Here is a 25,894-nt window from a genome sequence, read left to right as displayed (position 1 = left end):
CGCTATTCTCTTACAAAACAAAAAAGCGAGAGGCAGACATGAGCAGACGTCTTCGCGCAGTGGCATTACTTTTGTTGGTCTCGGCTTGCGGCAGCGGCAATTTCTCCGCCCCTCGGGAACTCGAAAACGCCTGCGCCATCGTATCCCAACGCCCCACCTATCTTCGGGCGATGAAGGCCACCGAACGCAAATGGGGCATTCCGGTGAACGTGCAAATGGCGACGTTCTACCAAGAAAGCAAATTTATCGGCAACGCCCGCACCCCCTATCGGTTCGTGCTTGGCGTGATCCCGATGGGGCGTCAAAGTTCAGCCTACGGATATGCACAGGCACTGGATGCCACTTGGGATGAGTATCGCCGTGAACAAAATCGCTGGGGGGCCAAACGGGATCGCATCCAGGACGCGACCGATTTCATGGGCTGGTACATGGATAAATCCACGTCGGTTTTGGGCATTTCAAAGCAGGATGCCACATCGCAATACCTCGCGTATCACGAGGGCCGAACCGGCTATGCCCGTGGCAGTTACCGCGCGAAACCATGGTTGATGCGTGTGTCCACCGAAGTCGGCGCACGATCCACCACCTATCGCCAACAGTTGATGTCCTGTCGTAAGCTCTAAACTTTCAGTCGATCGGCGTACCGCGCCGTTTGGCTTCGGACCGGATGTTGAACGCGCTGTCTGACACCGATCCACCAAGCGTCATCTTGGTGAGTTGAACGGTTGTCTCGCCACCGTTCTGATCATGAATGACCCAGGCTTTCAAGATGGGCGTGGCACTGAAAATCAAATCAATCGAGCCATATTCCGGGTGATCCGGGTCCTGGGCGCGCACCACCGTGTCACCATTGACCTCGGTGTGCGACACCACCATCCGCGCCTTTGACAGGTCAACATTGCGCGCCAGGATCAACGAAAGTGGCGTCTGCGCCATGGGAAAGCGCTGTGGCGGTTCGTTTGAACCCGGATCAAAAATGGCAACCTGGCCGCCCGCCCCCAAAACAAGCGGATCATTTTCCCCGCCATAGGACAGGCGCATCCGCCCCGGACGTTGAGCGTCAAACTGCCGGAAGAGCGTGATCCGTCATCGTTGGTCTGGGTAAAATCCGCCTGAACCGTGGACAGGCCATTGAGGTAGTTCGACAGGGTTCCAAGCGACAATTTCTCCGCCACTGCCGGGGCAGCAACGGAAAAAGCAATCAGGGCGGCGGGCGCAAGAGCGGTGATAAAGCGTTTCATGCCCTCACATATACGCCTTTGCGCACGCCCTTTCACCTCTCTTTAGATCACATCACGCGGATTTTGACGTGATGTGATATGTCATTGTTCAGGAACAAGAATTTCGCGTTTCCCGACATGGTTGGCCGAGGAAACCACGCCTTCGTCTTCCATTTGCTCCACCAAACGCGCCGCTTTGTTATAGCCAATGGCCAGTTTGCGCTGGATGTAGGAGGTCGAACATTTGCGGTCCTTGATGACGATGGCCACGGCCGTGTCATACAGCGCATCTTCCGAGTCGGTATTACCGCCGGACAGGCCCAACACCGCGTCAATGTCGCTTTCCTTATCCGCATCCGGCCCCTCAACCACGCCGCCAACGTAATCAGGCGGGCCGTAGGCTTTGAGATACGAGACGATTTTTTCGACCTCTTCGTCGGAGACAAACGGCGCGTGGCAGCGTTGGATTTTACCGCCGCCCGCCATATACAACATGTCGCCCATGCCAAGGAGTTGCTCGGCCCCCTGTTCCCCCAAAATCGTGCGACTGTCGATTTTCGATGTCACCTGGAACGAAATACGGGTCGGAAAGTTGGCTTTGATCGTGCCGGTGATGACGTCGACTGACGGGCGCTGCGTTGCCATGATCAAGTGGATGCCAGAGGCCCGCGCCATCTGGGCAAGACGTTGAATACAGGCTTCGATCTCTTTGCCCGCAACCATCATCAGGTCGGCCATCTCGTCGACGATGACGACGATATAGGGCAGGGTTTCGGGCTGAAACTCGTCGGTTTCAAAGATCGGGTCGCCCGTTTCATCGTCAAACCCGGTTTGAACGGTGCGCGAAAACAGCTCGCCTTTGGCCAGCGCTTCTTTGACCCGACCGTTATAGCCGTCGATGTTACGCACGCCCATTTTGGACATTTTGCGGTAGCGATCTTCCATCTCCGCCACGGCCCATTTGAGCGCGACCACGGCCTTTTTCGGATCGGTCACAACCGGCGACAGAAGGTGTGGAATGCCATCATAAACGGAAAGTTCCAACATCTTCGGGTCGATCATGATCAAGCGGCATTCCTCTGGCGTGAGCCGATAGAGCAATGAGAGGATCATCGTGTTGATCGCCACGGATTTCCCGGAGCCGGTGGTCCCAGCGATCAAAAGGTGAGGCATTTTGGCAAGGTTGGTGACAACCGGATCGCCGCCGATGTCTTTGCCCAATGCCAAAGGCAGGGACAATTTGCCATCACCATAATCGCGGGTCGACAGGATTTCGCGAAAGCTGACCATTTCGCGGTGATCATTGGGCAATTCGATCCCGATCACCGACCGCCCCGGCACCGTGGACACACGCGCGGAGAGCGCCGACATAGAGCGCGCGATGTCGTCGGAGAGGCCGATCACCCGCGAGGCTTTGAGACCCGGCGCGGGTTCAAGTTCATACATGGTGACAACCGGGCCGGGGCGCACCGAAACGATCTCCCCTTTGACGCCGTAATCGTCCAACACGCTTTCCAACATCCGCGCGTTTTCTTCCAACGCTTCATCCGAAAGCGTGTGACGCACGATATTGACCGGGTTGTCCAACAAGGACAGCGGCGGCACTTCGTATTGCGCCTCTTTCGGGTCGAATTTCAACGCAGGTTGGGCCTCGGCTTGCGCCTGTTTCGACTGGGCAACAGGCTTGCGTACCGGATGTTGCACCACACGCTTGGCCTCGGGGGCTGCGGGTTTTGGCGGTTCATAGCGTTGCGGCTGCGCGCTCAGATACTCCGGAGTTTCAATCTCTTCGACCTCGGGATAGGCCTCCCCAGCAAAGCTGTCGGCGGCCTCATAGTTATACTCATCAGAGGCAAAGGGATCAGCATAAGCGTCATTCTCAAAACTGCCCTCCGCATAGGTTTCCACATAGGGGGTAACCACCGGCTGCGGCCGCTCGGCTTGCGCCAAGATCATCGGCTTCGGACCCTTTTTGTATTTCGCAGCGGCCTTTTGTGCGGCGGTGAGCGGCGGCTCAATGCGCTCCGCCACAGCCGGAGCCTCACGCGACCCAACACGCGACCGGGCGCTGATCACATTGGCGATTTTGGAGCGAATGCGATCGTCCTGACCCGGCGCAACATAAACATCCGGGGCCTCGTCGCGTTCGATCAATTCCGGTTCCAAATCGTCAGGTGCGGTGCGTTTCAACAGCCCCGGCATCTTGGCGAACAGCGAGGGCTTGGCGTCATATTCCGCGGGATGAGCCGCGGCCTGTGGTGCGGTTTCCGGCATCGGCGCACGCAACACGCGGCCCGGTCGCGGCTGAGCCTGCACGGCCTGAGCCGCTTCAAATTCGGCAAGTTCGGCGGCAGCTTGGCGGCGCTCATCGCGACGTTGCGCAGCATTTTGGGCCAAACGTTGCCCGACCGTCACCGACCCGCGTGCGCTACGCCCCAAGAGGTGCAACACCAGTGCATAGAGCGACACAACACCGATCAGCAAAAACCGCCCACCCGCCAGCAATTCGCGGACAACAAACCCAAAGGCGAACAGCATCAGGGCAAGCGTGCCAAAAAACGACAGGACAGAAAGAGCCTTAAGGCTAAACCCCTGTCCTAAAGGCAGAATTTGGATCAATGCGGCCAATACCGTATCCCCGAACAGGCCGCCAAAACTTTGTGGCGCGGTGGAGGCATGGGTCGAGGCATAGACCGCCGCCACGGCAATGGCGATGGGCACAAACACGGCCCGCGTCAGCGCGCGCTCCGCCCCACGATGCAGGACAAACCGTAGCCCCCACGCCAGAAACGCCAGAGGGAATCCCCAAGAGGCGGCACCCACAATGATCATCAAAGGCGAGGCAATCGAAGCGCCGAACCGACCCAAAACATTGCGCACAGGCGCGTCGGTGGCGGACAGCCAACTTGGATCTTCGGGCACATAGGAGCCGAGCATCAGGGCAAACAAAACTCCCGCGATGATCAGGCCAAGCCCAATAAGTTCCTTCCCCCGCCGTTCCAAAACGGCTTGGGTGTTTCTGTCGAAAAGCGGATCGCGACCACGTGCCTGATAGGATGCCATGCCTGCCTCTTTATGTGTACAAACAGTCGCGAAGCATGATCAGCCCGCGCCGTGTCTCGTTGATTGGGGCCACAAGCGCGACCCTGATATATGACGCGCCGGGGTTTTCCCCATCCACGTCCCTCGAAAGATATGCGCCGGGCAAAACCCGAACGCCGGTTTCCGTCCAAAGCCTCATCGCCGCCTCTTCGCCATCCTTGACGGGCAGCCAGAGGAAAAACCCGGCCTCAGGGGCGGCGGCACCGTCGATGCCAGAAAACACCTCATCGGCCATGTCGAATTTCTCCGCATAAAGCGCGCGCGAAGAGATGACGTGATCCTCATCGGCCCAAACCCGCGCGGACACCGCTTGGATCGGACCGGGAAGCGGCGCGCCGGCATAGGCGCGCAAACGGCGGATATGGTGTATGTTTTGCGGACCAGAGGCGACAAACCCGGACCGCAGCCCCGGAAGGTTGGAGCGTTTCGACAGGGAATGAAAAATCACCACGCGTTCGGGATCAGCCCCCAATTCGCGCGCGACATCAAGCGCACCTGTGGGCGGCACGCCCCGGTAGATCTCGGAATAGCATTCATCGGCAAACACTTTGAAATCGTGCTTTTCCGCCAAGGTGATCAAAGCGCGCAGATAGTCGCGCGAAGCCACGGCCCCCTGCGGGTTGGACGGGCTACAGATATACGCGATGGCGGTACGGTCGAGCACCTCAGTTGGTAAACTGGCGTAATCGGGCAAGAACCCGGTGTCCCGCGTGGCGGGCACAAATACGGGCTCGGCGCCAATGGTCACGGCGGCGACGGCGTAAACTTGGTAAAACGGGTTCGGGATCAAAACGACCGGCTGTTTGCCACGTTTTTTCTCAGGGCAGAGCGCAAGACAGGCGTTCATCAGGCCTTCGCGGGTGCCGTTCAACGCCATGAGTTCGGTCTCGGGATCAACCGTCACGCCAAAGCGGCGCGCAATCCAGTTTGAGATCGCGCTCAACAACGCATCCGAGCCGTTGTTGTTCGGGTATTTGGCAAAGCCCGCGATGTTTTCGGCCAAAACCTCGCCGATAAAATCGGGCATGGCATGGCGCGGCTCGCCAATGGTCATATGCATCACCTCACCACCCGGCGCATGAGCGTCGAGAAGGTTCCGCAAACGCGGAAACGCATAGTCTGGCAGGTTTGAAAACCGCTCAGGAAACGTCATGAAACTGCTACTGCCTCGTGTTTCCGGATCTTTTGCCCGGGTAATTGCGATCAGGATAGCGGGCGTGGGCCTCCGGGTCCAGCAAAAGACGTCAGACACCGAGGGGGCCGTGTCGCAGTTGTGGCTTTTAGGCCAGCGCCGCCTCCGCGGCGGCCCCAAGCCGCAACAACTGCGCCTCGGTATTAGGCGGTGTTTGTAGAATGACCCCACAAGACGGCACCCCCGTGGGCAGAGTCAGCGCTGCCAATCCCATCAGGTTGCCGACCCGCGTGTTGCGCAAAGCCAAAAGGTTTTCAGTCACATAGTACTCCGCATCCGTCATCAACCGATCCGCATGGGGCGGCAGGATCGGCGCGGTGGGTAGGATCACGGCATCATAGCCCGCCGTGGCTTTGAGGTACTCCGCACGCAGATGGGCAAGCCTTTTCCAACCAGCCACGAAATCCACGCCACTGAAGGTCTGGCCCGCTCGAAATCTCTCCAAGATACGCGGGAACATCGCGCCGGGATTGGCTTCGATATACTCGCGCCATTCCGCATAGGCTTCGACGGTGAACAGAATGCCGGACAGGTCCATGGCCGCCTCAACAGCGGAGACGCGGGCGCGATGAATCTCGGCTCCGGCGTCTTTGAATTTCGCCACGGCGGCGTCAAACCCGGCAAGGGGCGCATCGCGGATGTCGTCAAACACCACGGAGTCGAGGATCAAAAGCCGTTTGCCTTTGAGCGTCGCACCTTTGAGATCGGGGGCAGATGTGCCGTCCAGAATAGCGAACAGCGCAGCGGCGTCTTCGACGGTTTTGACCAGCGGCCCGACTGTGTCAAACGCGGCGGCAAGGGGCACCACACCCTCCAAAGACAGCCGTCCGGCGGTGGTTTTCAGACCCACAAGATCGTTCCACGCAGACGGAATACGCACAGACCCGCCGGTATCCGATCCAATCGCACCAGGAGCGAGACCAAAGGCCACCGAGGCGGCAGCCCCAGAGGACGACCCGCCCGAAACCGCCTCCATATCGTTGACGCAAGGCGGGGTGGCGGTGATTGGATTGAGGCCAAGACCGGAGAACGCCAATTCAGACATATGGGTTTTGCCCAAGGCGACGAGCCCGGCCTGCGCGCCCCGGCGGACCATTTCGGCGTCACGGCTGGGAATGCGATCTTTCAACAGCGCGGTGCCCGCTTCGGTTGCCACGCCAGCGGTGTCGAAAAGGTCTTTCCACGACACCGGCACACCGTCCAAAAGACCACGCCGCACACCGTTTTGAGCGCGCAGGGCGGCGGCCTCAGCCTCGGCCAGCGCGCGATCCACCATCATGCGGGCATAGATCCGGGAGCTGAGCGGGTGGGAGGCCGCACGATCCAAAAAATCAGCCGCCAGATCACGCGGATCAATGTCGCCCGCGCCAATGCCACGCCCAAGATCACACATGCTCATGTCTTTGAAATCGGCCATTTGGTTTTCCTTTCGCACTCTCGGCCAACCTAGCGACGGATGAGCGCATGGACAATCCGGTCTTGTGCATCATATTTAGCCCAGTCCGCAATGGCCCCCGGGAGATCGTCATGACCCAGAATTCCACCCCTTCAAGCGATGTGATCATCGTCGGCGGCGGCCTCAATGGCCCGGCCTTGGCGCTGGCCTGTGCGAATGCGGGGTTGGACGTGACTTTGATCGACTCATTGCCGCAGGCGGCCCGCGCCAATGATGCCTTTGACGGACGCGGCTATGCTCTGTCCTTGTCCTCTCAAAGGCTTTTGAAGGCCATCGGGATTTGGCCCAAAGTGGCCGCTCATGCGCAAGAGATTTTGGACGTGAAGGTCACGGACGGCAAGCCGGGCGAAGGTCCCGCGCCGTTTATGTTGGAATTTCGCGACGGCGAAATTGACGAAAGCCCGATGGGCTACATGGTCGAGGATCGGTATCTCCGACAGGCGTTTTTGACCGCCTTGAACGGTCAGGCCAAGATCACCCAGATTGAAGGCACGGTCATGGCGCAAGAGGTCGATGCCCATGGCGCAAAGGTAACGCTGAGCGATGGGACGGAGCTGTCTGGGCGGCTGATTGTTGGCTGTGATGGGCGCAAATCCGGTACGGCGGAGCGGGCCGGGATTGGCCGCACCGGATGGGGCTATGGCCAAACGGCGCTGGTCTGTGCGATTGCCCATGAGCTACCGCATCACGGCTGTGCGCATCAGTTCTTCTTGCCGTCCGGGCCTTTGGCGATCCTGCCTTTGCCGGGCAATCAAAGTTCGATTGTCTGGACCGAAAAGGATAAGATGGCCGGGGACATTCAGACCCTCTCAGACGCCGATTACATGGCTGTTTTACGACCGCGATTTGGCGATTTCCTCGGTGATATTTCTTTGGTTGGCCATCGCTTCGCCTATCCGCTCAACATCACCTTGGCGAACAAATTTTACGCCCCGCGCGTGGCCTTGGTCGGCGATGCGGCGCATGGGATGCATCCGATTTCAGGCCAGGGTTTGAACGCGGGTCTGAAAGACGTTGGTGCCTTGACCGAAGTGATTGTGGACGCGCATCGGCGCGGCGAAGACATTGGCCGCGAAGATGTTTTGGCCCGCTACAGCCAATGGCGTCACTTTGACGTTGCCACCATGGCTTTGATGACGGATAGCTTTAACAAGCTGTTCTCAAACGACAATCCAATCCTACGCATCGCGCGCGATATGGGGATGGGTGTGGTCAATTCGATCACCGGCCTGCGCCGTGCCGCGATCCGCGAGGCCGCCGGGGTGAATGGTGATTTGCCGAAATTGTTGCAGGGGCGCGCGCTTTAAACACTCCGCTCAGGCGTCGATTTTGCGCGCTTCCGAGACCAGCATGATCGGGATGCCGTTGCGGATCGGATAGGCAAGACCTGCAGTTTTGGAAATCAATTCCTGCGCCTCCGCATCATAGATCAGCGTCGCATGGGTCTGTGGACAGACAAGCGCCTCCAACATGCGGCGATCAAACAGCGGCGTTTGCGGTTCGGATGGGGCGTCCATTACATCATATCCTCGTTGTTGCCGCCTCTGAGAGCGAATTCAATCAAGGTTATCAGAGTTTCACGCCGGGTGGAAAGAGACGGTGCCTCTAAAAGCGCCTGTTTGTCCTCACAGCCAAAGGGACAGAGCATGGACAGGGAATTGATCAACAACTCATCTTCGGCGCGGCCCAGATTTTCCCAATCGGTGCGCAAATCCTCTTCGTCAAAATACCGACGCAGCAGGGAAATAAAATGCCGACGATCCAGACAGGGATCATGTTCGGCAGGGCCAAGATCGGCGGCAAAATCCGCCCAATGGACATCGAACTTCCGGTAGGGCGAAAACCCGGTGCTCTCTGGGCCCAAACGAAAGCGCGAGATACCGGACAGGGTGATCATGTAGCGACCATCTTCGGTTTCGGAAAACCCGGTGAGCCGGCCAGCGCAACCGATGGAATTGAGCTTGCCCTCCCCTGCCCCGCTGCGGGGCTGGACCATGCCGATCAAACGGGTCGGAGTTTTCATGCAATCTTCGATCATCTGCAAATACCGCGGCTCAAAGATATGTAGCGGCAGCCGAGACCGGGGCAGCAAAAGCGCCCCGGTCAGCGGGAAAATCGCAATGGTTTTGGGAAGATCGGCGGCTGTTATCATGGCTCTAACCTAGAGCACCAAACCGATCAGGCAAATATGATCGAGGACAATTTACGACGCCCGGCCAAAACAATGGGATCGTTTGGTTTGAGACTGTCGAAAATCTTGAACAATTGTTCTTTGACCGCGCCCTCGTTCCAGTCGCGATCCAATTTGAACGCGGCCAACAACGTATCGACAGATTCTTCAATTTGGCCATTGGCGTGCAAAGCAACAGCAAGGTCCAAACGCGCCTGCATATCCGTGGGATCGGCTTCGACTTTTGCGGTCAATTCGGCGACAGGACCGGCATTTTCGGCCTCACGCGCCAGTGCGATCTGGGCATGAACGCCCTCAATCACGGCCGTGTGGGCAAGCTCTGCGGGCATCCCGTTAAGCACCGCCTCGGCCTCATCAATCTCGCCTTTGGCGATATGACATTTGGCGAGACCGGCGAAGGCGGCGGCGAGGTTTGGGTCTTCTTCAAGGATGGCCGCGTAGGTTTGCGCCGCATCGTCAATCTCGCCGAGATCAAACATCTCGTCAGCGGCAGCCACGGCATCGGCCAGCCCGCCATCTCCCGCAAGATCGGCGGTTTTCTTTACAAACTCAGCGATTTGCGACGGAGGCAACGCGCCTTGAAAGCCATCAACCGGCTGACCTTTGAAAAAGGCATAGACGGTGGGAATGGATTGCACACGCATCTGACCCGCGATCATTTGGTTTTCATCGACGTTGACCTTGGCCATTTTGACCTTGCCACCGGCGGCGTTCACAGCCGCCTCCAAAGCCGGACCAAGCGTTTTGCACGGACCGCACCAAGGTGCCCAAAAATCCACGATCACAGGGACCTCTTGCGAGGCGTCGATCACCTCGGCCATGAAATCGGCCTCTGTGACGTCTTTGACATAGCTGCCCGCATCCGGGGTGGTCGCGGTGGTGTTTGTTAGACCCAGATCCATCATGTGGTCTCCCTTATCTGCTTGCTTGACCCTATATGCGCTTTATGTGCTGAAAATTAAAGGTCGAAGGTGGCGAATACGGGCGCATGATCCGATGGTTTCTCCCATCCCCGCGCGGCGCGCAGCACACGCGACCCATGCCCGGCATTGGCAATATCCGACGTGGCCCAGACGTGATCCAGACGACGGCCTTTATCGGCCTCATCCCAATCCTTGGCGCGATAGGACCACCAGCTATACAAAAGGCCTTCGGGAATATCTTGGCGGGTGATGTCGACCCACTTGCCAGACTCCTGTGTTTCCGCCAAATGTTTGACCTCGATCGGCGTGTGCGACACGATTTTCAACAGGTTCTTGTGGTTCCACACATCATCCTCACGCGGCGCGATGTTCAAATCGCCAACGAGAATGGATTTTTCCGGCCGATTGGCGTGAAACGCATCGCGCATCTCGGTGAGGTAATCGAGCTTTTGCCCGAATTTTTCGTTGACCTCGCGATCCGGCACATCGCCCCCTGCAGGCACATAGAAATTGTGGATCGTCACACCGTTTTCCAACGTGGCGGCAACATGGCGAGCGTGGCCTAAGCTGGCGTAGTCTTCGCCCCCCGCATCCACCAGCGGCAGCTTCGAGAGGATCGCAACACCGTTATAGCCCTTTTGTCCGCGCGCAACCATGTGGGTGTATCCAAGGGCGCGAAACTGATCCATCGGGATTTTATCGACCGGGGATTTGCATTCTTGCAAACAAAGCACATCGGGCGCTTCCTCTTCGAGAAGCTTACAGACGATGGATTCGCGCAGGCGGACGGAGTTGATGTTCCAGGTGGCAAGGGTGAACGGCATATCGGGGTCCTCGTTGGGTTTGCCCAAAGCTAAAGCGCAGAACCGCCGGACGCCACCCGAAAGACGTGCAAAAAGGCCCGACTGAGATCAGCCGGGCCAGAGGAACGAGGGAGAGGGAACGCGCATCCGATCCCCGATGCGCAGGGGCTTGATGTGGGGCTTTCGCTTCGTCGGGTTAGGACGCCAAGCGGTAGCCACCGGATTCGGTCACCAACAACCGCGCATTCGAGGGATCGGGTTCGATTTTCTGCCGCAGCCGGTAAATATGGGTTTCCAGCGTGTGCGTGGTCACCCCGGCGTTGTAGCCCCAAACCTCATGCAACAACACATCGCGGGCAACGACGCCTTCGGTGGCCCGATAGAGGAATTTGAGGATGTTGGTCTCTTTTTCCGTCAGACGGATTTTCTTGTCATCTTCGGTGACAAGCATCTTTTGCGCTGGTTTGAACGTATATGGCCCAAGCTGGAACACAGCCGCCTCAGATTGTTCATGGGTGCGCAATTGGGCGCGGATACGAGCCAAAAGCACCGGAAATTTGAACGGTTTGGTCACATAATCATTGGCGCCGGAATCAAGGCCCAGAATGGTGTCGGCGTCGGTGTCATGGCCGGTGAGCATCAGGATCGGCGCTTTCACCCCGGATTTGCGCAGGCGTTTGCACAGCTCGCGCCCATCCGTGTCCGGCAGGCCAACATCCAACATGATGAGGTCATAATGCCCCTCCTTGGCGCGCTCCATGGCGGAAGCACCACTGTCGGCTTCGAACACATCGAAATCTTCAGTCATGACAAGCTGTTCGCTCAGCGCTTCGCGCAGATCGTCATCATCATCAACAAGCAGAATCTTTTTGAGAGTGGCCATCACAGTGACCTCCTTTGTTTGTGTCTTGACTGTGATGTGCGCTCGCCTGTCCGCTTCGACAAGATTTGCAACACTGTGCTCACGCAAGCGTGTCAAATTCACCGGAAATGTTTCACTTTATGTCAAAGATCGCTACATGAAGGGTCTGAAATCACTCTGGATTGCCCCGATGAGCCTAGCCCCCTCCCTTGCCGAACGTGTCGCCCGCGCCCGCGCGGATTTGCGGATGGGCGTACCTGTGGTCTTGCAAACCACCTCTGGTGCAGCACTTGCCGTGGCCGCCGAAGGGGTCTCGGCTGCGCGGCTTGCGGATCTCGCCTCGCTTGGCACGGCGCATTTGGCGATCACGGCACGACGGGCCGAAACATTAAATGCGCGCGCTTACGATGGCGATCTGGCACGGCTGATCCTACCGAAAGACGTAGATGTGACTTGGATTGAGGCAGTCGCAGACCCTGCCGACGATCTGACCCATCCGATGAAAGGCCCGTTTCAATCAGCGCGCGGCGGCGATGCAACGGCGGCGCGGGCCGCGATTGCTTTGGCCAAATCGGCACGCCTCTTGCCCGCCGCGATCTTGGTCGAGGTCGAAAACGCCTTGGACCTCGCGGCCCAGAACGGCCTGACTGTGATCCCGGTGGGCCAAGCCATGCCGTTCATGGCCGATCTTGCGCCCCTGCATGACGTGGTTCATGCCCGCGTGCCACTGGTCGCCTCGGAGGCCGGACGTGTGCATGTGTTTCGCCCAGATGACGGCGGCGAGGAACATTTTGCCGTCGAAATTGGCCGCCCGGATCGCGGCCAACCCGTTTTGGCGAGACTGCATTCGGCCTGTTTCACCGGCGACCTGTTTGGGTCGCTCAAATGCGATTGCGGACCGCAATTGAACACGGCTCTGGCACAAATGGGCGAGGTCGGCGCGGGTGTGTTGCTCTACCTCAACCAAGAGGGCCGCGGCATTGGTCACGCCAACAAAATGCGTGCCTACTCATTGCAGGACCAAGGATTTGATACGGTACAGGCCAACCACCGGCTTGGCTTCGAGGATGACGAACGCGATTTCCGTATTGGCGCCGCGATCCTCAAAGAGATGGGATTTTCCACCGTTCGCCTTTTGACCAACAACCCCGCCAAGGTCGCGCGCATGGAGGAACAGGGGATCACCGTGGCCGAACGCGTGCCGCTTATGGTGGGTGAAAACCGGTTCAACACCGCCTATCTGGCCACCAAGGCGAAAAAATCCGGGCATTTACTATGAAGCCAACCCCACGCGATCTGGTCATCACCCGGTGGGGTGCGCGGTTCATGGGACGCCGGTTCCCCTGTTCCATCGGCAAGGGAGGCATTGTTGCCAACAAGCGCGAAGGCGACGGCGGCACGCCGATTGGCCCCCATGAGATCGCGGAACTCTATTATAGAGCGGACCGGGTGCCCGCGCTGAATGGCACCGAAATCCGCATCGGCGACCTGTGGTGCGATGCCACGGATCACCCCCGCTACAATCATTTGGTGCGCGCGCCGTTCAAAGCCAGCCATGAAAAAATGCGCCGGGGCGACCGTTTGTATGATCTGGTGCTCACCACAAATTGGAATTGGCCAGAGGCAACCCCCGGCAAAGGCTCGGCGATTTTCATCCACCGTTGGCGCAAACCGCGCCATCCAACCGAGGGCTGCGTTGCCTTTCGCGCCGATCATCTGCGATGGATCGCAGAGCGGATCAGTCCCGCGACCCGGTTGATTGTCCGCTAAGCCTGCCTTCATTGCAGCCTAAATACACAACAGTCAGACCTCATAGGCCCGCTCGCCAAAGATCGCGGAGCCAACCCGCACATGCGTCGCCCCTTGGGCAATCGCGGTTTCGAAATCCCCGGACATGCCCATCGACAGACCTTTGATCCCGTTGCGCTTGGCGATTTTGGCCAGCAAAGCAAAGTTCAAAGACGGTTCTTCATCGGCGGGCGGGATGCACATCAGCCCCTCAATTGACAGGCCCAAATCGCGACACTCTTTGATAAACGCATCAGCCTCTTCGGGCAACACACCCGCCTTTTGCGGCTCGGCCCCGGTGTTCACCTGTATATAAAGTCGCGGACAGGCACCGGTCTCCTCCGCCAGACGCGCAATGGTTTTGGCCAATTTCAGGCGATCCAACGTCTGGATCACATCAAAAAGCTCCATCGCTTGCCGCGCCTTGTTGGTTTGCAACGGACCGATCAGATGCAACTCCACTCCGGCAAAACGTTCCTTAAAACCCGGCCATTTGCCCGCCGCCTCCTGCACCTTGTTTTCACCAAAAACCCGATGCCCCTGTTCCAACACCGCGACGACTCGGTCATCCGGCTGGACTTTCGACACAGCAATCAGACACACATCCTGCGGATTGCGGCCACAGCGCGTGGCTTCGTCGACAATCCGCTGTTTGATTTCGGCCAATCCCATATCTGTCCCCTTCGGCGTAACCACCCACTCTCATTGGGTTTCATAAGGCGGGTCTCACCCCCCATGCAACAGGTGTGTGGCGAAGTTGCATCATTTTTGGCAGAGCTGACCAACCAAGAGTGCGTTTGCTTGACCCAAAACCCATCTCGGCGCATTTCAATGCCCATGTGTCGGGTTAGCCGGCATGCCTGATACTCAAAAATTCCACGAGGGCAAAAAATGAAAAAGATTCTTCTCTCCTCCGCAGCGATCGCTCTGCTCGCAGGCGCCGCTTCCGCTGAAGTCACCTGGTCTGGTGACGCAGAAATCGGCTACAACGACGATTTTGAAGACGGCTTCTACTACGATGCCGGCCTCTATGTGAACCTCTCTCAAGAGCTGAACAACGGCTGGACCGCTTCTGCTAAACTCGACATCGACCTGGAAAGCGGTGATGACGACACTTTCAGCATGGGCACTGTTGACTCCTCTGACTGGGTTCTGTCGCTGTCCAATGACATGTTCACCCTGTCCTTCGGCGACGTTGACACCGCATATGCCTCCTTCAAAGGTGTGTCGACTCTGTATGACAACGACCTTTTCGCTCCGGCCGACGCCGCTGACGATTACGAAGGTTACTTCTCCGGTGGCGCAGACGCTACTGGTGGCCTCTTGGTAACCGCAGAATATGCTGGCCTGTCCATCGCTGCGTCTTCCATTCTCGTCGATCAAGACGTGTTTGATGGCACTGTTACCCCCGCCACCGACAAAACCAACGGCGAGTTCCACTACAGCCAAGTCGCTTTGGGCTACGACTTCGGCATGTTCAACGCTGGCTTGCTTTACGCAGAAGACGTTGCTTTTGACGCTAGTGGCATCGCATCCGCAGCTGCTGTAACCGCCACCGAAGAAGACATGATTGCGCTGAACCTCGGCGCGATCTTTGCAGGCGCTGACTTCAACCTGACCTACATGGATTACTCTGACGTTGCCACCGGCTTTGGTATCGACGTGTCCTATCCGGTTGGCCCGGTAACCCTCGGCGCTTACTACGTCTCCTACGACTTTGACGACTCGACCGTGACCGAAGACGATGCTTACGGCGTGTCCGTGGACTACTCCGACGGCCCGATCACCGTTGCCGCTTACTACGAAGAAGTTCTCGGCGAAGCTGAGTACGCCATCGAAGGCGCATACGACTTCGGTTCCGGTCTGGTTGTGACCGCTGGTTACATTGACGGCGACGACGATGGTTCCACTGGCGCCTTCGGTAACGACAACGACTTCGCAGCCTACGTCGTGGCTGAATACGACCTCGGCGGCGGCGCATCTTTCCTCGCCTCTTATGCTGATGCGAACTCGGTTGCTGCAGAATCCACCGATGACATCGACACTGGTGTTGGCGGCTACGAGCTGAACTCCGGCGCCACTCTGGCTCTGTCCTTCAAGTTCTAATTTCTGACGGAATTGAAATTCTTAAGGGCCGCCCTTCGGGGCGGCCCTTTCCTTTTGTCTCATCGCTTTTACACATTGAAGGCCTTGTTCCTTTTCCCGGCGAGCGATACGGTTGCCGCGATACCTTAAGAGGAGCCTTTGATGTTTCGCCGTACCTTTGTTTTGATCACCGCCTGTGCCGCAACTCTGACGCTTGCGGGCTGTGGCGGGTTTGACAGCTTTGGCTCTTTTGGTGGCAGCGCGGGCTCCATTGGGTCCGGTCCGTTTTCGGGCGGGCCGAAAGTGACCACCTCGGATGAGGGTGAGGTCATCGACACCAAATCCACAGGTCAGGCTGTCGAAATCCTCAACGGCGAGACCATTGTCATCGAACAATCCAAACGCCGCACCATTTTTGGCGGCGGGCGTGGGTCGGTTGAAGACAAAGTTCAGGTCAACAAATACATCTGGAACGCCGCTTTGGATGTTTTGTCCTTTTTGCCCGTGCAAGAGGCCGATCCGTTCACCGGTGTGATCATCACCGGCTATGGCACCCCTCCGGGTGGCGGACGCGCTTACCGTGCGGTGATCCATGTCACCGATCCGGCGCTTGACGCGCGCACGCTGAACATATCGCTTTACACCAAGGGCGGCGCGGTCAGCCAAGAAACCATTCACGCCGTCGAAGACGCCATTCTGACCCGCGCGCGTCAGTTGCGCTCTGGCAAATGACCAACAGATCCATGTTGCAGGTCCATGTGATTTGATCGCCTCTGGACCCCAAGCCACCAACGTTTTATGACATTTGCGACCACGCCGGGCCTGAATGGCTCGGCGTTTGACTGACCATCCAAAGGACACCCGCATGAGCCGCTACGCGCCAAGTGAGATCGAACCGAAATGGCAACAGGCCTGGGATGAGGCCGAGGTGTTTCTCGCCACGCGCGATGAGACCCGGCCGAAATACTATGTGCTTGAGATGTTCCCCTACCCATCGGGGCGCATTCATATCGGTCACGTGCGCAATTACACGATGGGTGATGTTGTGGCGCGTTACAAATCCTCGACCGGGCACAATGTGTTGCACCCGATGGGGTTTGACGCTTTTGGCATGCCGGCGGAAAATGCCGCGATGGCGTCGGGCGGGCATCCGAAAACATGGACCTACGCCAATATCGACACGATGGTCGATCAGATGAAACCGCTGGGCCTGTCAATCGACTGGACCCGGATGTTTGCCACCTGTGACCCGGAATATTACGGCCAACAGCAGGCGATGTTCATCGACATGCTGGCCAAGGGTCTGGTTTACCGCAAAAACGCGGTGGTCAACTGGGACCCGGTGGATATGACGGTTTTGGCGAACGAGCAGGTCGAGGACGGGCGCGGTTGGCGGTCTGGTGCGTTGGTCGAGCGGCGCGAATTGACCCAGTGGTTCTTTAAAATCTCCGATTATTCCGAAGACCTGTTGCAGGCGATTGACCATCTGGATCAGTGGCCGGACAAGGTCAAAACCATGCAGAAAAACTGGATCGGCAAATCGCGCGGACTGCAATTTGCCTTCTCTCTGGTGGATGGCCCGGACACTCATGATCGCATCGAAGTCTACACCACCCGCCCCGACACGTTGCTGGGCGCGTCCTTCGTGGGCATCTCCGCCGATCATCCGCTGGCGAAACACCTCTCTGACACCAATCCAGAGATCGCCGCGTTTTGCGAAGAATGCCGCAAAGGCGGCACCACCGAAGAGGCGATTGAAACGGCTGAGAAACTTGGTTTTAACACCGGACTGACCGTGCGCCATCCGTTTGATACCGCGGTGGAATTGCCGGTCTATATCGCCAACTTCATCTTGATGGATTACGGCACAGGCGCAATTTTTGGCTGTCCGGCGCATGATCAACGCGACTTTGAATTTGCCACCAAATACGACCTACCGATCCATTATGTGTTTGAACCGGTTAAAGACGAGTTGAACACCTCGGAGGCCTACACGCCGCTGAAATCCGACACTGTGCGCTATCTGCGCGGCTTTGCAGGGGACGCGGTTCAAACCGGCGACGAGGGCGTGAACACGGCCATCGCGTTCTGTGAAGCCAATGGCGTCGGTCATGGCGTGACCAAGTACCGCCTGCGCGATTGGGGCCTGTCGCGGCAACGCTATTGGGGCTGTCCGATCCCCGTCGTGCATTGCGAGGCCTGCGGTGTTGTGCCGGAGAAAAAAGAGAACCTGCCGATTGAGCTGCCCGACGATGTCAGTTTTGACAAACCGGGCAATCCGCTGGATCGCCACCCGACATGGCGCAACTGCGCCTGTCCGAAATGCGGTGCAGATGCGTTGCGCGAGACCGACACGATGGACACGTTTGTCGACAGTTCCTGGTATTACGCCCGCTTCACCGCGCCGCGCGCCACCACGCCAACCGTGGCCGAGGATGCGGAGTATTGGATGAATGTCGATCAGTATATCGGCGGGATTGAACACGCGATTTTGCACCTGTTGTATTCGCGGTTTTTCGCCCGCGCGATGAACGAGACCGGACATTTGCCGGACAAGTCGCGCGAACCGTTCAACGCGCTGTTCACCCAAGGCATGGTGACCCACGCGATCTACGAGAATGCCGAACGCAAAGGCCCGCATGATCGTACGATCTATCACTACCCCGAAGAGGTCGAAGAGCGCGACGGCGGCGTGTTTGTCAAAGAGACAGGCGAGCGGGTCAATGTGATCCCTTCCGCCAAAATGTCGAAATCGAAAAACAACGTGGTCGATCCGGTCGAGATCATCAAACAATACGGGGCCGACACGGCGCGTTGGTTTGTGTTGTCCGACTCACCTCCCGAACGGGACGTGGAATGGACCGCATCAGGAGCGGAGGCGTCGTCCAAACACCTCGCGCGGGTCTATCGCTTGGCGGCGGAATTGGGTGAAACCCCGGAACAGGGCCAAGGCAACGAGGATCTGATCCGGAGCGCACATAAAGCCATGTTGGAGGTCACCCAAGGCATCGAGTCCTTTGGCTTTAACGCCTCCATCGCCAAACTCTATGGTTTCACCAACACCATTGCCAAATCCAAAGCCGGGCGCGAAGCGAAACGCTTTGCCCTCAAAACCCTGGCCCAACTGATGTCGCCAATGACACCGCATGTGGCCGAGGAAATGTGGGCGCTTTTGGGCGGCGAAGGTTTGGTGACCAAGGCCCCTTGGCCGATCCCCGATGAGGCGATGTTGGTCGAGGACAACGTGACCCTGCCGATTCAAATCAACGGCAAACGGCGTGACGAAATCACCGTTCCGAAGGATATGCCGAAAGAAGAGGTTGAAAAGCTGGTCTTGGAAAACGATGCTGTGAAAAAGGCGCTCAATGGAGGGTCTCCGAAAAAACTCATTGTTGTCCCGGGCCGCATCGTCAATGTCGTTGTTTGATCGCCGCACTTTCCTGATCTCCGCCATCGCCTCTTTGGGGGCGGTGGCCGGATGCGGATTTTCCCCCGCCTATGCGCCCGGCGGCACTGCGGCTGCGCTGCGTGGTCAGGTCGATGTGGACGCGCCATCGGATCGTGAAAGCTATGCTCTGGTCAATCGTCTTAGCACCGTATTTGGCCCGACAACCGCGCCGCTGTATCGATTGAGCTATGACATCTCGACCACGGAACATGCCATTGGCCTGACCCGCGATCAGGAAATCACCCGCTATCACATTGAAGGCAAAGTCAGCTTTACCCTGACCGAAATTCAAACCGAACGCGTCTTGACCAAAAGCGACGTGTCCAGCTTCACCGCCTATTCCGCCACCGGCTCGACCGTCGATGCGATCACCGCCCCCCGCGATGCTTATGAGCGGCTGATGGTGATCTTGGCGGATCAAATGGTCAGCAAACTCATCACCACCGTCGAGATGCAGAAATGAAACTCTCGCCCCGCGATGCGATTGGATATTTTGCCAAGCCCGACCCGAAAAAGGCCGGGCTTTGCTCTATGGGCCGGATGCGATGCGGATCGCGCTGCGTCGGCAAGAAGTGATTGAAGCCCTCATCGGCCCACAAGGCGAAGAGGAAATGCGCCTGACCCGGATGTCGGGTGCGGAGATGCGTAAAGACAAAGCCATGTTGATGGATGCGATGAAGGCCCAAGGGTTTTTCCCCGGCCCCCGTGTCGCCTTTGTCGAAGACGCAACCGACCAAGTGGCCGATGCGATGAAAGAGGCGCTGTTTGATTGGCGCGAAGGCGATGCACAGGTGATTGTCACAGCCGGGAGCCTGAAAGCCACGTCGAAACTGCGCAAATTGTTTGAAGGCCATCCAAGCGCCTATTGCGTTGCGATTTATGCCGACCCTCCGTCGCGCGCAGAGATCGAAGCGACGTTGAAAAAGGCAGGTGTACAGGACATTTCCCGCGAGGCGATGGTCGACATCGAGGCCTTGTCGCGCAGCATCGACCCCGGAGATTTCCGTCAAACGCTTGAGAAACTGTCACTTTATAAGCTCAGTGACCCGTCCCCCGTGTCCAGCGAGGATGTGCAAAATTGCGCCCCCGCGACCTCTGAGGCGGAGGTGGATGATGTTTTGAATATCGTCGCTGAGGGGCGCACGCCCGAGCTTGGCCCGTTGATGATCAAGATCGAGGGACAGGGCATTGATCCGGTCGCCCTCTCGATTTTCACCATGCGCCATTTTCGCGCGCTTCATGCGGCGGCGTCTGATCCCGGCGGTGCGGCCTCCGGCATTGCCCGCGCCCGTCCGCCGATTTTTGGCCCACGCCGCGAGCGTATGACCCGGCAGGCACAGGGCTGGGGTGTGTATAAACTTGAGACTGCCTTGGGTATTTTGACCGATACCGATCTGACCCTGCGCTCGTCTTCACGCGCCCCGACCATGGCGGTGATGGAACGGGCCTTGATCCGTCTTGCCATGCTGGCGCAACGGCGGTGAGCGAAATCGGTCAGGCTGAGACGCTTGGAACCGGCTCGAAACGCCCCACATGGTGAGCAAAGGAGCCGCACATGATCCCCTATTCCCTTCTCGACCTCGCCCCCGTGCCCGATGGCACACCCACCTCTGACGCATTGAAGAACAGTGTCGATCTGGCGCAACACGCCGAAGGCTGGGGCTACAACCGCTATTGGTTGGCTGAACATCACAACATGCCGGGGATTGCCTCTGCCGCGACGGCGGTGGTGATCGGCCATATCGCAAACGCCACCAAAACCATGCGGATCGGCTCCGGTGGGATCATGTTGCCGAACCACGCGCCCTTGCAAGTGGCGGAGGCCTTTGGCACGTTACAAGCCCTCTATGGCGATCGGATTGATCTGGGCCTGGGGCGTGCGCCCGGCACGGATATGCCCACCGCACGGGCACTTCGGCGCAACCTGACGCCTGGACATGCTAATGGCGAAACCTTCCCGCAGGATGTTCAGGAGGTGATCGCCTATCTCGGAGATATGCCGGAGACGGCGGCGGTGCGCGCCTTTCCGGGCACGGGCACCCATGTGCCGGTTTGGATGCTGGGCTCGTCGACCTATGGCGCAGAATTGGCCGCCATTTTGGGCCTACCCTATGCTTTTGCCTCGCATTTTGCTCCGGCCGCGCTGGAACAGGCGATTGAGATTTATCGCGGGATGTTCCAGCCTTCCGAACATCTCGAAAAGCCACATTTCATGTTGGCGACCAATGTGTTTGCCGCTGAAACGGCGGAGGAGGCACTGTTTATCCGCTCGTCGATGATGCAGACGTTCGCCAATCTGCGCATGGGCAAACCGGGCAAATTGCCCCGCCCGGTCAAAGATGTGGCAAGCGTCGTACCGCGTCAGTTTTTGCCACAGCTTGAGGCAATTTTTGCCGTCTCCGCCACGGGAACAAAGCCGATGGTACGGGATCAATTGGCGGCGATGATCGCGCGCTATAAACCGGATGAAATCATCATCGCCGGCAATATTCACGATCACACAGCACGGCTCAAGTCCTTTGAGATCGCCGCCGAGGTTATGAAAGAGCTCTGAGCACACCAAGCCCCGCGCGGCGGCCCGTCGCCAAACATGCGGTCAAAAGATAGCCGCCCGTTGGCGCATCCCAATCCAACATCTCGCCCGCGAAAAACAAGTCCGGGCGGGACTTGGCCGCGAGGTCATCGGTGAGACTGTCAAACCGCACGCCGCCTGCGGTGGAAATCGCCTCGTCCATCAACCGCAGGCGAATGTCGGTGATCTCAAAATGTTTGAGAGCCGCGTAAAGATCGCTGGGTTTTGGCCCGGCGCATTCCATCATCAAAGCAACCTTTTCTGGCGGAAGGCGGAAGGCGCGTTTGAGGAATGTGGTGAGGGTTTCCTTTGTTTTGCGCTGGATTAGGGTCTGTTTTACCCGATCTTCCGACCAGTCCGGCAAGAGATCAATCCGCAAAGGCGCGCCTGCGCGCAACCCGCGCGTGATCGCATAAATGCCGCCGCCCTCAAGCCCTTGCGCCGAAATTACGCATTCGCCGCGTGTCGAATACTCCCCAGAGGTCAGGCTTACACCTTTGAGTGGTGCGCCAAAATAGCGGGTCATATGCAGGCTCCAACCGCGCAAAATCCCGACATTGGAGGCCATGAAAGGAGCCAGTGCAACATAGGGAGACACGAAATCCGTCCAAGCGCCATTCGACCCTAATCTGGCCCAACTCGCCCCACCAAGCGCCAAAACGACAGCTTTCGCATTGACCTGTTCCGCGCCTTGCGGCGTGTCAAAGCACACCTCATCACCGAGGGCGGTCATGCGCCAGTTTCGACGCAGCTCGACGCCCTGAGCATCCAGCCGCGACAGCCATGCACGCAAAAGGGGCGAAGCCTTCATCACCTTCGGGAACACCCGACCCGAGGAGCCGGTGAACATCTCTTGGCCAAGCCCCTCGGCCCATGTGATCACCTGGTCAGGTCCGAACGCAGTTAACGCATCGCGCAGCCTGTCGGGGATGGGATCATAGGCGGCAAGGAAGGGCGCCAGCGGTTCGTTTTTGGTCAGGTTCAGACCCGATTTCCCTGCCATGAGAAATTTGCGCGCCGGAGACGGCTTGGCCTCCGCCACACACACGGAAAATCCCGCCGCAGAGATCACCTCTGCGGCCATCAGCCCCGCCGGGCCGGCGCCCACAACCAGCGCGTCGATTTGGGTGTGCGTCGTCACGCCGGGATCAAACCTTTGATACCTGCGATATGATCAGATGTGGCGGCCAGCGCCGCCTCTGAAAGGGCGACGATGGCCTCAGCTTGATCGGCGGCGGGGATCAGACGATCCACAAGCCCCCAAGACAGCGCCGCCTCAGAGGTGATTTTTTGCCCGGCCATCAGGATCATTTTCGACCGAGCAGGCCCAATCAAATTGGCCAAGCGTTTTGGATCAGACGGTTGTGGCAAAAAGCCCAGTTTCATCACCGGGTAAAAGAATTTCGCCGCCGGGTCCGCAATTCGCATGTCACAGGCCAGAGCCATGCCAAAGGCCCCACCCGCCAGTGTGCCGTTCAACGCGGCAATGGTGAGACAGGGCAACGCGGCGATGCGGCCAGACAACTCTTCCCACAACGGCGAGGTCGCAAGACCCGCACGCGCCTCATCCAAATCGGCCCCGGCAGAAAACACTTTGCCCGCACCGGTGAGGACCAAAACCTTGGCAGCTCCCTGTGCCTCATCGGCAATGTTAATCAGACGTGACAACATCTCAGAAGTGAGAGAATTGGCCTTTTCAGGCCGGTTTAGGGTCACAACCCAAAACGCGCCGTCTTGCTTCAGGTCTATCATGTGATCAATCCTAATATGCGCCGAAACGCGTCATCGCGCAGGCTCAGTTCCTGTCCCAAGTGAAGATCCGCCTCTGGTCCACACATCCAAAGCAAAGCACGCGCGGGCCAATCAGCCGGGATATGGACCGACCAGTCGAGTTGACTGACCGGGTTCACACCCGAGGCTTTAATGTCCCGCTGCATTTGGGTCGCAACGGTGCCGGGCGACAGGCCCATGGCCCGAATACCATGAACGCGTTCTTCGTGATCGAGCATGGATGTGAGCATGGCCGCACCGGCTTTGGAGGTGCAATAGGCGCTCCAGGCCTCGACCGGATTATGGGCCGCACCCGACGAGATGGTCAGAACCGTCCCGCCACCACGCGCCACCATCGACGGGACAACGCGGCGCATCATGTGAAACACGCCTTTGACATTGATGTCGATCACCTGTCCCCAGGCGATTGGATCGGCCTCACTCAGATGCGCGATCGGGTCAATCACCCCCGCGTTGTTGATCAGAATGTCGACGGGACCGAGGGTGCCCTCGACCTTGTTCAACGCAGCGTCAACATCCTTATAAGACGCGACATCGCAAGGCACGGCGAGGGCCGCCTCTCCGATCTCATCCGCGATGCGACAAATGTCGGTCTCTGAGCGTGCCAGCAGGGCAACTTTAGCGCCTGCATCGGCAAAAAGCCGCGCGGTGGCTTCGCCGATGCCGCGGCTCGCGCCTGTCACAAGCGCGATTTTTCCGGTTAAATCCAACATGACCTGCTCTCCTATGTTCGCGGGCGACTTTAGGGCGCTGATGCGCAAGGTTCCAGTCTTGACCCTGCCGACAAATCACGAAACTGTGCGCGCATCTGTTAGGAGTCTTCTGATGCGTTCCACACTTTTTGCAACTTTTCTCAGCTCGACCTGTTTGATTGGGGTCCCAGCATTTGCCGATGTCACGCCCGAAGAGGTGTGGGAGAATTACCAATCCATGATGGCCGCAATGGGCATGGACATCACCGCCGAAGAAAGCCGCGAGGGCGACACTTTGGTGGTGCGCAACATGGTGTATGGGATGGACATCCCCAACCCGGCCGGGGCAGTCTCAACGATCTCAACGGCGCGTGAAATCCGCTTTCAGGCGCTGTCTGGTGGCAAGGTCGGTATCGAATACACCGCGCCAATCACCTCGATCAGCCGCGTCCCCGCCAACCCGATGTTGGACATGCCCGGCTATGAAACCCGCGTCGACATGACCTTTGGCGGCGTCACCGAAGTGTCGGGCGTGAAAAACGACATGCGCTATACCATGGATGGCGGCTCCATGACGATGAAAAGCGCGCCTGCGGTGGTGGAAGGCGTGACACTCCAACCCAGCGTTGACATGTCGATCGAAGGGATCGTTGGGAGCTACACCATGCTGCGCAATGGCGATGCTTTGTCATCGGATATGGATTTTACCGCGGCCCGGATGACCTATGGGTTTGAGCCGTTTGAAACCGAGGGCACGACGGTCGAAATGGCCACCAGCGCAACCGATTTGCGCGGTTCTGGCACAATGTCCTTGTCCGGCGCAAAAGGTGCCGATGCGTTTGCAACTATAATCGGCGGATCGACCATGGACATTGATCTGTCGTCCGGTGCGAGCACGGCAATGATCCGGGTGTTGGACGAGGAGGCGGGCGATGACATGGAACTGACATCGACCAGCGGGTCAAGCACGTTGAACTTCGCTTTGAACGATGGCGCTGTTGGCTACACGGCACACGCAAAAGACATGTTGGTGTCCGTGGCCGGCGCACAGATCCCCGGACAACAGATTCAATTTGGCCTTGGCTCCATGACAGCCGGGGTTTTGTTTCCGCTCAAAGCCGGGGACGCGCCGCAGGCCTATGAACTTGAAATTGGACTTGAGGAACTTGCGCTGCCAGAGCTTGCATGGATGATCGCAGACCCGACTGGCCAGTTGCCGCATGATCCGGCGACGCTGAAACTACATTTTGCCGGCACTTTGACCAACAAAATGGATTTGTTTGACTTCAACGCCCTCGAAAATATGGAGCCGGACAGCCCCCCGCGTATGGCGGTCAACACCGTCGAAATTCCCGAGATTTTCCTCTCGCTCGCAGGGGCCACGATTGCGGGCACTGGGGCTGGCAAATTTCTTGATAAGGAACCCGCCATGCCCGGTGGCATGCCACCATTTGCGGGTACGATGTCGCTGAACCTCAAAGGGGTGACAGACCTGATCAATAAGCTCACAGCCTCGGGGATTTTGCCGCAAGAAGAATCCACGATGGCGCAGATGATGCTTGGCATGTTCACCCTTCCGGGCGAGAAAGAGGGTGAATTGGTCTCTGATCTTGAGATGACGGAAGACGGTGCGATCTTGGCCAACGGTCAACCCCTGCCGTTCTGAGTTATCTTTAGGCGACGTAATCTATGGGCCGCTTGCGCTTTGAGTGCGGGCGGCCTAACTCATGATAAAGACGACAGACCCGCGCGCCAAAACAAACGCAGGG

23 protein-coding genes and 1 pseudogene are annotated in these 25,894 nt (G+C 58.2%); 11 read left to right on the top strand and 13 right to left on the bottom strand.

Going from position 1 to position 25,894, the window contains the following annotated elements; all coding sequences use genetic code 11:
* Positions 1 to 38 precede the first annotated feature (38 nt).
* Complete coding sequence (locus C8029_RS19170; RefSeq protein WP_009570587.1) at positions 39 to 623, top strand: transglycosylase SLT domain-containing protein; 585 nt, start codon at positions 39 to 41, stop codon at positions 621 to 623.
* A gap of 4 nt (positions 624 to 627) precedes the next feature.
* On the opposite strand, the gene C8029_RS19165 is transcribed toward C8029_RS19170, so the two are convergent.
* From C8029_RS19165 to C8029_RS19150, 4 genes are all read right to left on the bottom strand, one after another.
* Positions 628 to 1,041 carry a LolA family protein gene (locus C8029_RS19165; protein ID WP_353617620.1) on the bottom strand — a complete coding sequence of 138 codons (414 nt, stop codon included), beginning with the start codon at positions 1,039 to 1,041 and terminating at the stop codon, positions 628 to 630.
* A 281-nt stretch (positions 1,042 to 1,322) separates the two neighbouring features.
* Positions 1,323 to 4,283: a DNA translocase FtsK gene (locus C8029_RS19160; RefSeq protein ID WP_152003523.1), complete on the bottom strand. Its 2,961-nt coding sequence runs from the start codon at positions 4,281 to 4,283 to the stop codon at positions 1,323 to 1,325.
* 10 nt (positions 4,284 to 4,293) lie between these two features.
* Positions 4,294 to 5,475, bottom strand: coding sequence for an aminotransferase class I/II-fold pyridoxal phosphate-dependent enzyme (locus C8029_RS19155; protein ID WP_152003522.1), 1,182 nt, complete (start codon positions 5,473 to 5,475; stop codon positions 4,294 to 4,296).
* Between the two features lie 127 nt (positions 5,476 to 5,602).
* On the bottom strand, positions 5,603 to 6,931 hold the full coding sequence (locus tag C8029_RS19150; RefSeq protein WP_152003521.1) for an amidase: 1,329 nt from the start codon (positions 6,929 to 6,931) through the stop codon (positions 5,603 to 5,605).
* A gap of 110 nt (positions 6,932 to 7,041) precedes the next feature.
* On the opposite strand from C8029_RS19150, the gene C8029_RS19145 reads away from it, so the two are divergent.
* Entirely contained in the window at positions 7,042 to 8,277 is a 1,236-nt protein-coding gene (locus C8029_RS19145) for an FAD-dependent monooxygenase (protein WP_152003520.1), read from the top strand.
* A 9-nt stretch (positions 8,278 to 8,286) separates the two neighbouring features.
* Here the strand turns inward: C8029_RS19145 and C8029_RS19140 are convergent, their stop codons facing one another.
* The 5 genes from C8029_RS19140 to C8029_RS19120 form a co-directional block, all read right to left on the bottom strand.
* The gene (locus tag C8029_RS19140) at positions 8,287 to 8,487 is read right to left on the bottom strand and encodes a Trm112 family protein (protein ID WP_009570581.1); all 201 of its coding nucleotides are present in this window, start codon (positions 8,485 to 8,487) and stop codon (positions 8,287 to 8,289) included.
* On the bottom strand, positions 8,487 to 9,122 hold the full coding sequence (locus C8029_RS19135; RefSeq protein WP_152003519.1) for an LON peptidase substrate-binding domain-containing protein: 636 nt from the start codon (positions 9,120 to 9,122) through the stop codon (positions 8,487 to 8,489). Before C8029_RS19135 ends, C8029_RS19140 begins: the two co-directional genes overlap by 1 nt.
* Before the next feature lie 26 nt (positions 9,123 to 9,148).
* Positions 9,149 to 10,066, bottom strand: coding sequence for a thioredoxin (trxA, locus tag C8029_RS19130; protein WP_009570579.1), 918 nt, complete (start codon positions 10,064 to 10,066; stop codon positions 9,149 to 9,151).
* Positions 10,067 to 10,119: 53 nt separating this feature from the next.
* Complete coding sequence (locus C8029_RS19125; protein ID WP_152003518.1) at positions 10,120 to 10,908, bottom strand: exodeoxyribonuclease III; 789 nt, start codon at positions 10,906 to 10,908, stop codon at positions 10,120 to 10,122.
* 175 nt (positions 10,909 to 11,083) lie between these two features.
* Positions 11,084 to 11,770 carry a response regulator transcription factor gene (locus tag C8029_RS19120; protein ID WP_009570577.1) on the bottom strand — a complete coding sequence of 229 codons (687 nt, stop codon included), beginning with the start codon at positions 11,768 to 11,770 and terminating at the stop codon, positions 11,084 to 11,086.
* A 169-nt stretch (positions 11,771 to 11,939) separates the two neighbouring features.
* On the opposite strand from C8029_RS19120, the gene ribA reads away from it, so the two are divergent.
* Together ribA and C8029_RS19110 are read left to right on the top strand one after the other, a co-directional pair.
* Complete coding sequence (gene ribA, locus C8029_RS19115; RefSeq protein WP_009570576.1) at positions 11,940 to 13,028, top strand: GTP cyclohydrolase II; 1,089 nt, start codon at positions 11,940 to 11,942, stop codon at positions 13,026 to 13,028.
* Positions 13,025 to 13,519, top strand: a complete 495-nt coding sequence (locus C8029_RS19110; RefSeq protein WP_009570575.1) for a L,D-transpeptidase family protein — start codon at positions 13,025 to 13,027, stop codon at positions 13,517 to 13,519. The genes ribA and C8029_RS19110 overlap by 4 nt, the downstream gene beginning before the upstream one ends.
* 33 nt (positions 13,520 to 13,552) lie before the next feature.
* On the opposite strand, the gene C8029_RS19105 is transcribed toward C8029_RS19110, so the two are convergent.
* On the bottom strand, positions 13,553 to 14,209 hold the full coding sequence (locus tag C8029_RS19105) for a YggS family pyridoxal phosphate-dependent enzyme (protein WP_009570574.1): 657 nt from the start codon (positions 14,207 to 14,209) through the stop codon (positions 13,553 to 13,555).
* Positions 14,210 to 14,428: 219 nt separating this feature from the next.
* On the opposite strand from C8029_RS19105, the gene C8029_RS19100 reads away from it, so the two are divergent.
* The 6 genes and pseudogenes from C8029_RS19100 (at position 14,429) to C8029_RS19075 (ending at position 21,624) form a co-directional block, all read left to right on the top strand.
* Complete coding sequence (locus C8029_RS19100; protein WP_009570573.1) at positions 14,429 to 15,643, top strand: porin; 1,215 nt, start codon at positions 14,429 to 14,431, stop codon at positions 15,641 to 15,643.
* Positions 15,644 to 15,784: 141 nt separating this feature from the next.
* Complete coding sequence (locus tag C8029_RS19095) at positions 15,785 to 16,354, top strand: DUF3576 domain-containing protein (RefSeq protein ID WP_009570572.1); 570 nt, start codon at positions 15,785 to 15,787, stop codon at positions 16,352 to 16,354.
* Positions 16,355 to 16,487: 133 nt separating this feature from the next.
* A complete protein-coding gene (gene leuS, locus C8029_RS19090) occupies positions 16,488 to 19,049 on the top strand; it encodes a leucine--tRNA ligase (RefSeq protein WP_009570570.1) in 2,562 nt (853 codons plus the stop codon).
* On the top strand, positions 19,036 to 19,533 hold the full coding sequence (lptE, locus tag C8029_RS19085; protein WP_009570568.1) for an LPS assembly lipoprotein LptE: 498 nt from the start codon (positions 19,036 to 19,038) through the stop codon (positions 19,531 to 19,533). Before leuS ends, lptE begins: the two co-directional genes overlap by 14 nt.
* Positions 19,530 to 20,554, top strand: a pseudogene (gene holA / locus C8029_RS19080) (DNA polymerase III subunit delta). Before lptE ends, holA begins: the two are co-directional and overlap by 4 nt.
* Before the next feature lie 71 nt (positions 20,555 to 20,625).
* Complete coding sequence (locus C8029_RS19075) at positions 20,626 to 21,624, top strand: LLM class flavin-dependent oxidoreductase (protein WP_009570564.1); 999 nt, start codon at positions 20,626 to 20,628, stop codon at positions 21,622 to 21,624.
* Here the strand turns inward: C8029_RS19075 and C8029_RS19070 are convergent.
* Genes C8029_RS19070 through C8029_RS19060 form a run of 3 tightly spaced genes read right to left on the bottom strand, consistent with a single transcriptional unit; the run spans position 21,608 to position 24,146 of the window.
* Positions 21,608 to 22,783 (bottom strand): TIGR03862 family flavoprotein, encoded by a 1,176-nt coding sequence (locus C8029_RS19070; protein WP_009570563.1) that lies wholly within the window; start codon positions 22,781 to 22,783, stop codon positions 21,608 to 21,610. The genes C8029_RS19075 and C8029_RS19070 overlap by 17 nt on opposite strands.
* Positions 22,780 to 23,394: an enoyl-CoA hydratase/isomerase family protein gene (locus tag C8029_RS19065; protein WP_009570562.1), complete on the bottom strand. Its 615-nt coding sequence runs from the start codon at positions 23,392 to 23,394 to the stop codon at positions 22,780 to 22,782. Before C8029_RS19065 ends, C8029_RS19070 begins: the two co-directional genes overlap by 4 nt.
* Complete coding sequence (locus C8029_RS19060; protein WP_009570561.1) at positions 23,391 to 24,146, bottom strand: SDR family oxidoreductase; 756 nt, start codon at positions 24,144 to 24,146, stop codon at positions 23,391 to 23,393. Before C8029_RS19060 ends, C8029_RS19065 begins: the two co-directional genes overlap by 4 nt.
* Before the next feature lie 112 nt (positions 24,147 to 24,258).
* On the opposite strand from C8029_RS19060, the gene C8029_RS19055 reads away from it, so the two are divergent.
* The gene (locus tag C8029_RS19055; protein WP_009570560.1) at positions 24,259 to 25,791 is read left to right on the top strand and encodes a hypothetical protein; all 1,533 of its coding nucleotides are present in this window, start codon (positions 24,259 to 24,261) and stop codon (positions 25,789 to 25,791) included.
* Positions 25,792 to 25,894: the final 103 nt, after the last annotated feature.

Origin of the sequence: Roseobacter sp. TSBP12, assembly GCF_009129705.1 — a bacterium.
GTDB classification, from domain to species: Bacteria; Pseudomonadota; Alphaproteobacteria; order Rhodobacterales; family Rhodobacteraceae; genus Celeribacter; species Celeribacter baekdonensis_A.
Note: the sequence above shows the minus strand (reverse complement) of the source record. Positions and strands in the feature narration are given on the sequence as shown.

Excerpts from the sequence above, each read along its gene's own strand:
- C8029_RS19170 (WP_009570587.1), top strand. The coding sequence starts at position 39 with ATGAGCAGACGTCTTCGCGCAGTGGCATTACTTTTGTTGGTCTCGGCT.
- C8029_RS19165 (WP_353617620.1), bottom strand. The coding sequence starts at position 1,041 with ATGCGCCTGTCCTATGGCGGGGAAAATGATCCGCTTGTTTTGGGGGCG.
- C8029_RS19160 (WP_152003523.1), bottom strand. The coding sequence starts at position 4,283 with ATGGCATCCTATCAGGCACGTGGTCGCGATCCGCTTTTCGACAGAAAC.
- C8029_RS19155 (WP_152003522.1), bottom strand. The coding sequence starts at position 5,475 with ATGACGTTTCCTGAGCGGTTTTCAAACCTGCCAGACTATGCGTTTCCG.
- C8029_RS19150 (WP_152003521.1), bottom strand. The coding sequence starts at position 6,931 with ATGGCCGATTTCAAAGACATGAGCATGTGTGATCTTGGGCGTGGCATT.
- C8029_RS19145 (WP_152003520.1), top strand. The coding sequence starts at position 7,042 with ATGACCCAGAATTCCACCCCTTCAAGCGATGTGATCATCGTCGGCGGC.
- C8029_RS19140 (WP_009570581.1), bottom strand. The coding sequence starts at position 8,487 with ATGGACGCCCCATCCGAACCGCAAACGCCGCTGTTTGATCGCCGCATG.
- C8029_RS19135 (WP_152003519.1), bottom strand. The coding sequence starts at position 9,122 with ATGATAACAGCCGCCGATCTTCCCAAAACCATTGCGATTTTCCCGCTG.
- trxA (WP_009570579.1), bottom strand. The coding sequence starts at position 10,066 with ATGATGGATCTGGGTCTAACAAACACCACCGCGACCACCCCGGATGCG.
- C8029_RS19125 (WP_152003518.1), bottom strand. The coding sequence starts at position 10,908 with ATGCCGTTCACCCTTGCCACCTGGAACATCAACTCCGTCCGCCTGCGC.
- C8029_RS19120 (WP_009570577.1), bottom strand. The coding sequence starts at position 11,770 with ATGGCCACTCTCAAAAAGATTCTGCTTGTTGATGATGATGACGATCTG.
- ribA (WP_009570576.1), top strand. The coding sequence starts at position 11,940 with ATGAGCCTAGCCCCCTCCCTTGCCGAACGTGTCGCCCGCGCCCGCGCG.
- C8029_RS19110 (WP_009570575.1), top strand. The coding sequence starts at position 13,025 with ATGAAGCCAACCCCACGCGATCTGGTCATCACCCGGTGGGGTGCGCGG.
- C8029_RS19105 (WP_009570574.1), bottom strand. The coding sequence starts at position 14,209 with ATGGGATTGGCCGAAATCAAACAGCGGATTGTCGACGAAGCCACGCGC.
- C8029_RS19100 (WP_009570573.1), top strand. The coding sequence starts at position 14,429 with ATGAAAAAGATTCTTCTCTCCTCCGCAGCGATCGCTCTGCTCGCAGGC.
- C8029_RS19095 (WP_009570572.1), top strand. The coding sequence starts at position 15,785 with ATGTTTCGCCGTACCTTTGTTTTGATCACCGCCTGTGCCGCAACTCTG.
- leuS (WP_009570570.1), top strand. The coding sequence starts at position 16,488 with ATGAGCCGCTACGCGCCAAGTGAGATCGAACCGAAATGGCAACAGGCC.
- lptE (WP_009570568.1), top strand. The coding sequence starts at position 19,036 with ATGTCGTTGTTTGATCGCCGCACTTTCCTGATCTCCGCCATCGCCTCT.
- C8029_RS19075 (WP_009570564.1), top strand. The coding sequence starts at position 20,626 with ATGATCCCCTATTCCCTTCTCGACCTCGCCCCCGTGCCCGATGGCACA.
- C8029_RS19065 (WP_009570562.1), bottom strand. The coding sequence starts at position 23,394 with ATGATAGACCTGAAGCAAGACGGCGCGTTTTGGGTTGTGACCCTAAAC.
- C8029_RS19060 (WP_009570561.1), bottom strand. The coding sequence starts at position 24,146 with ATGTTGGATTTAACCGGAAAAATCGCGCTTGTGACAGGCGCGAGCCGC.
- C8029_RS19055 (WP_009570560.1), top strand. The coding sequence starts at position 24,259 with ATGCGTTCCACACTTTTTGCAACTTTTCTCAGCTCGACCTGTTTGATT.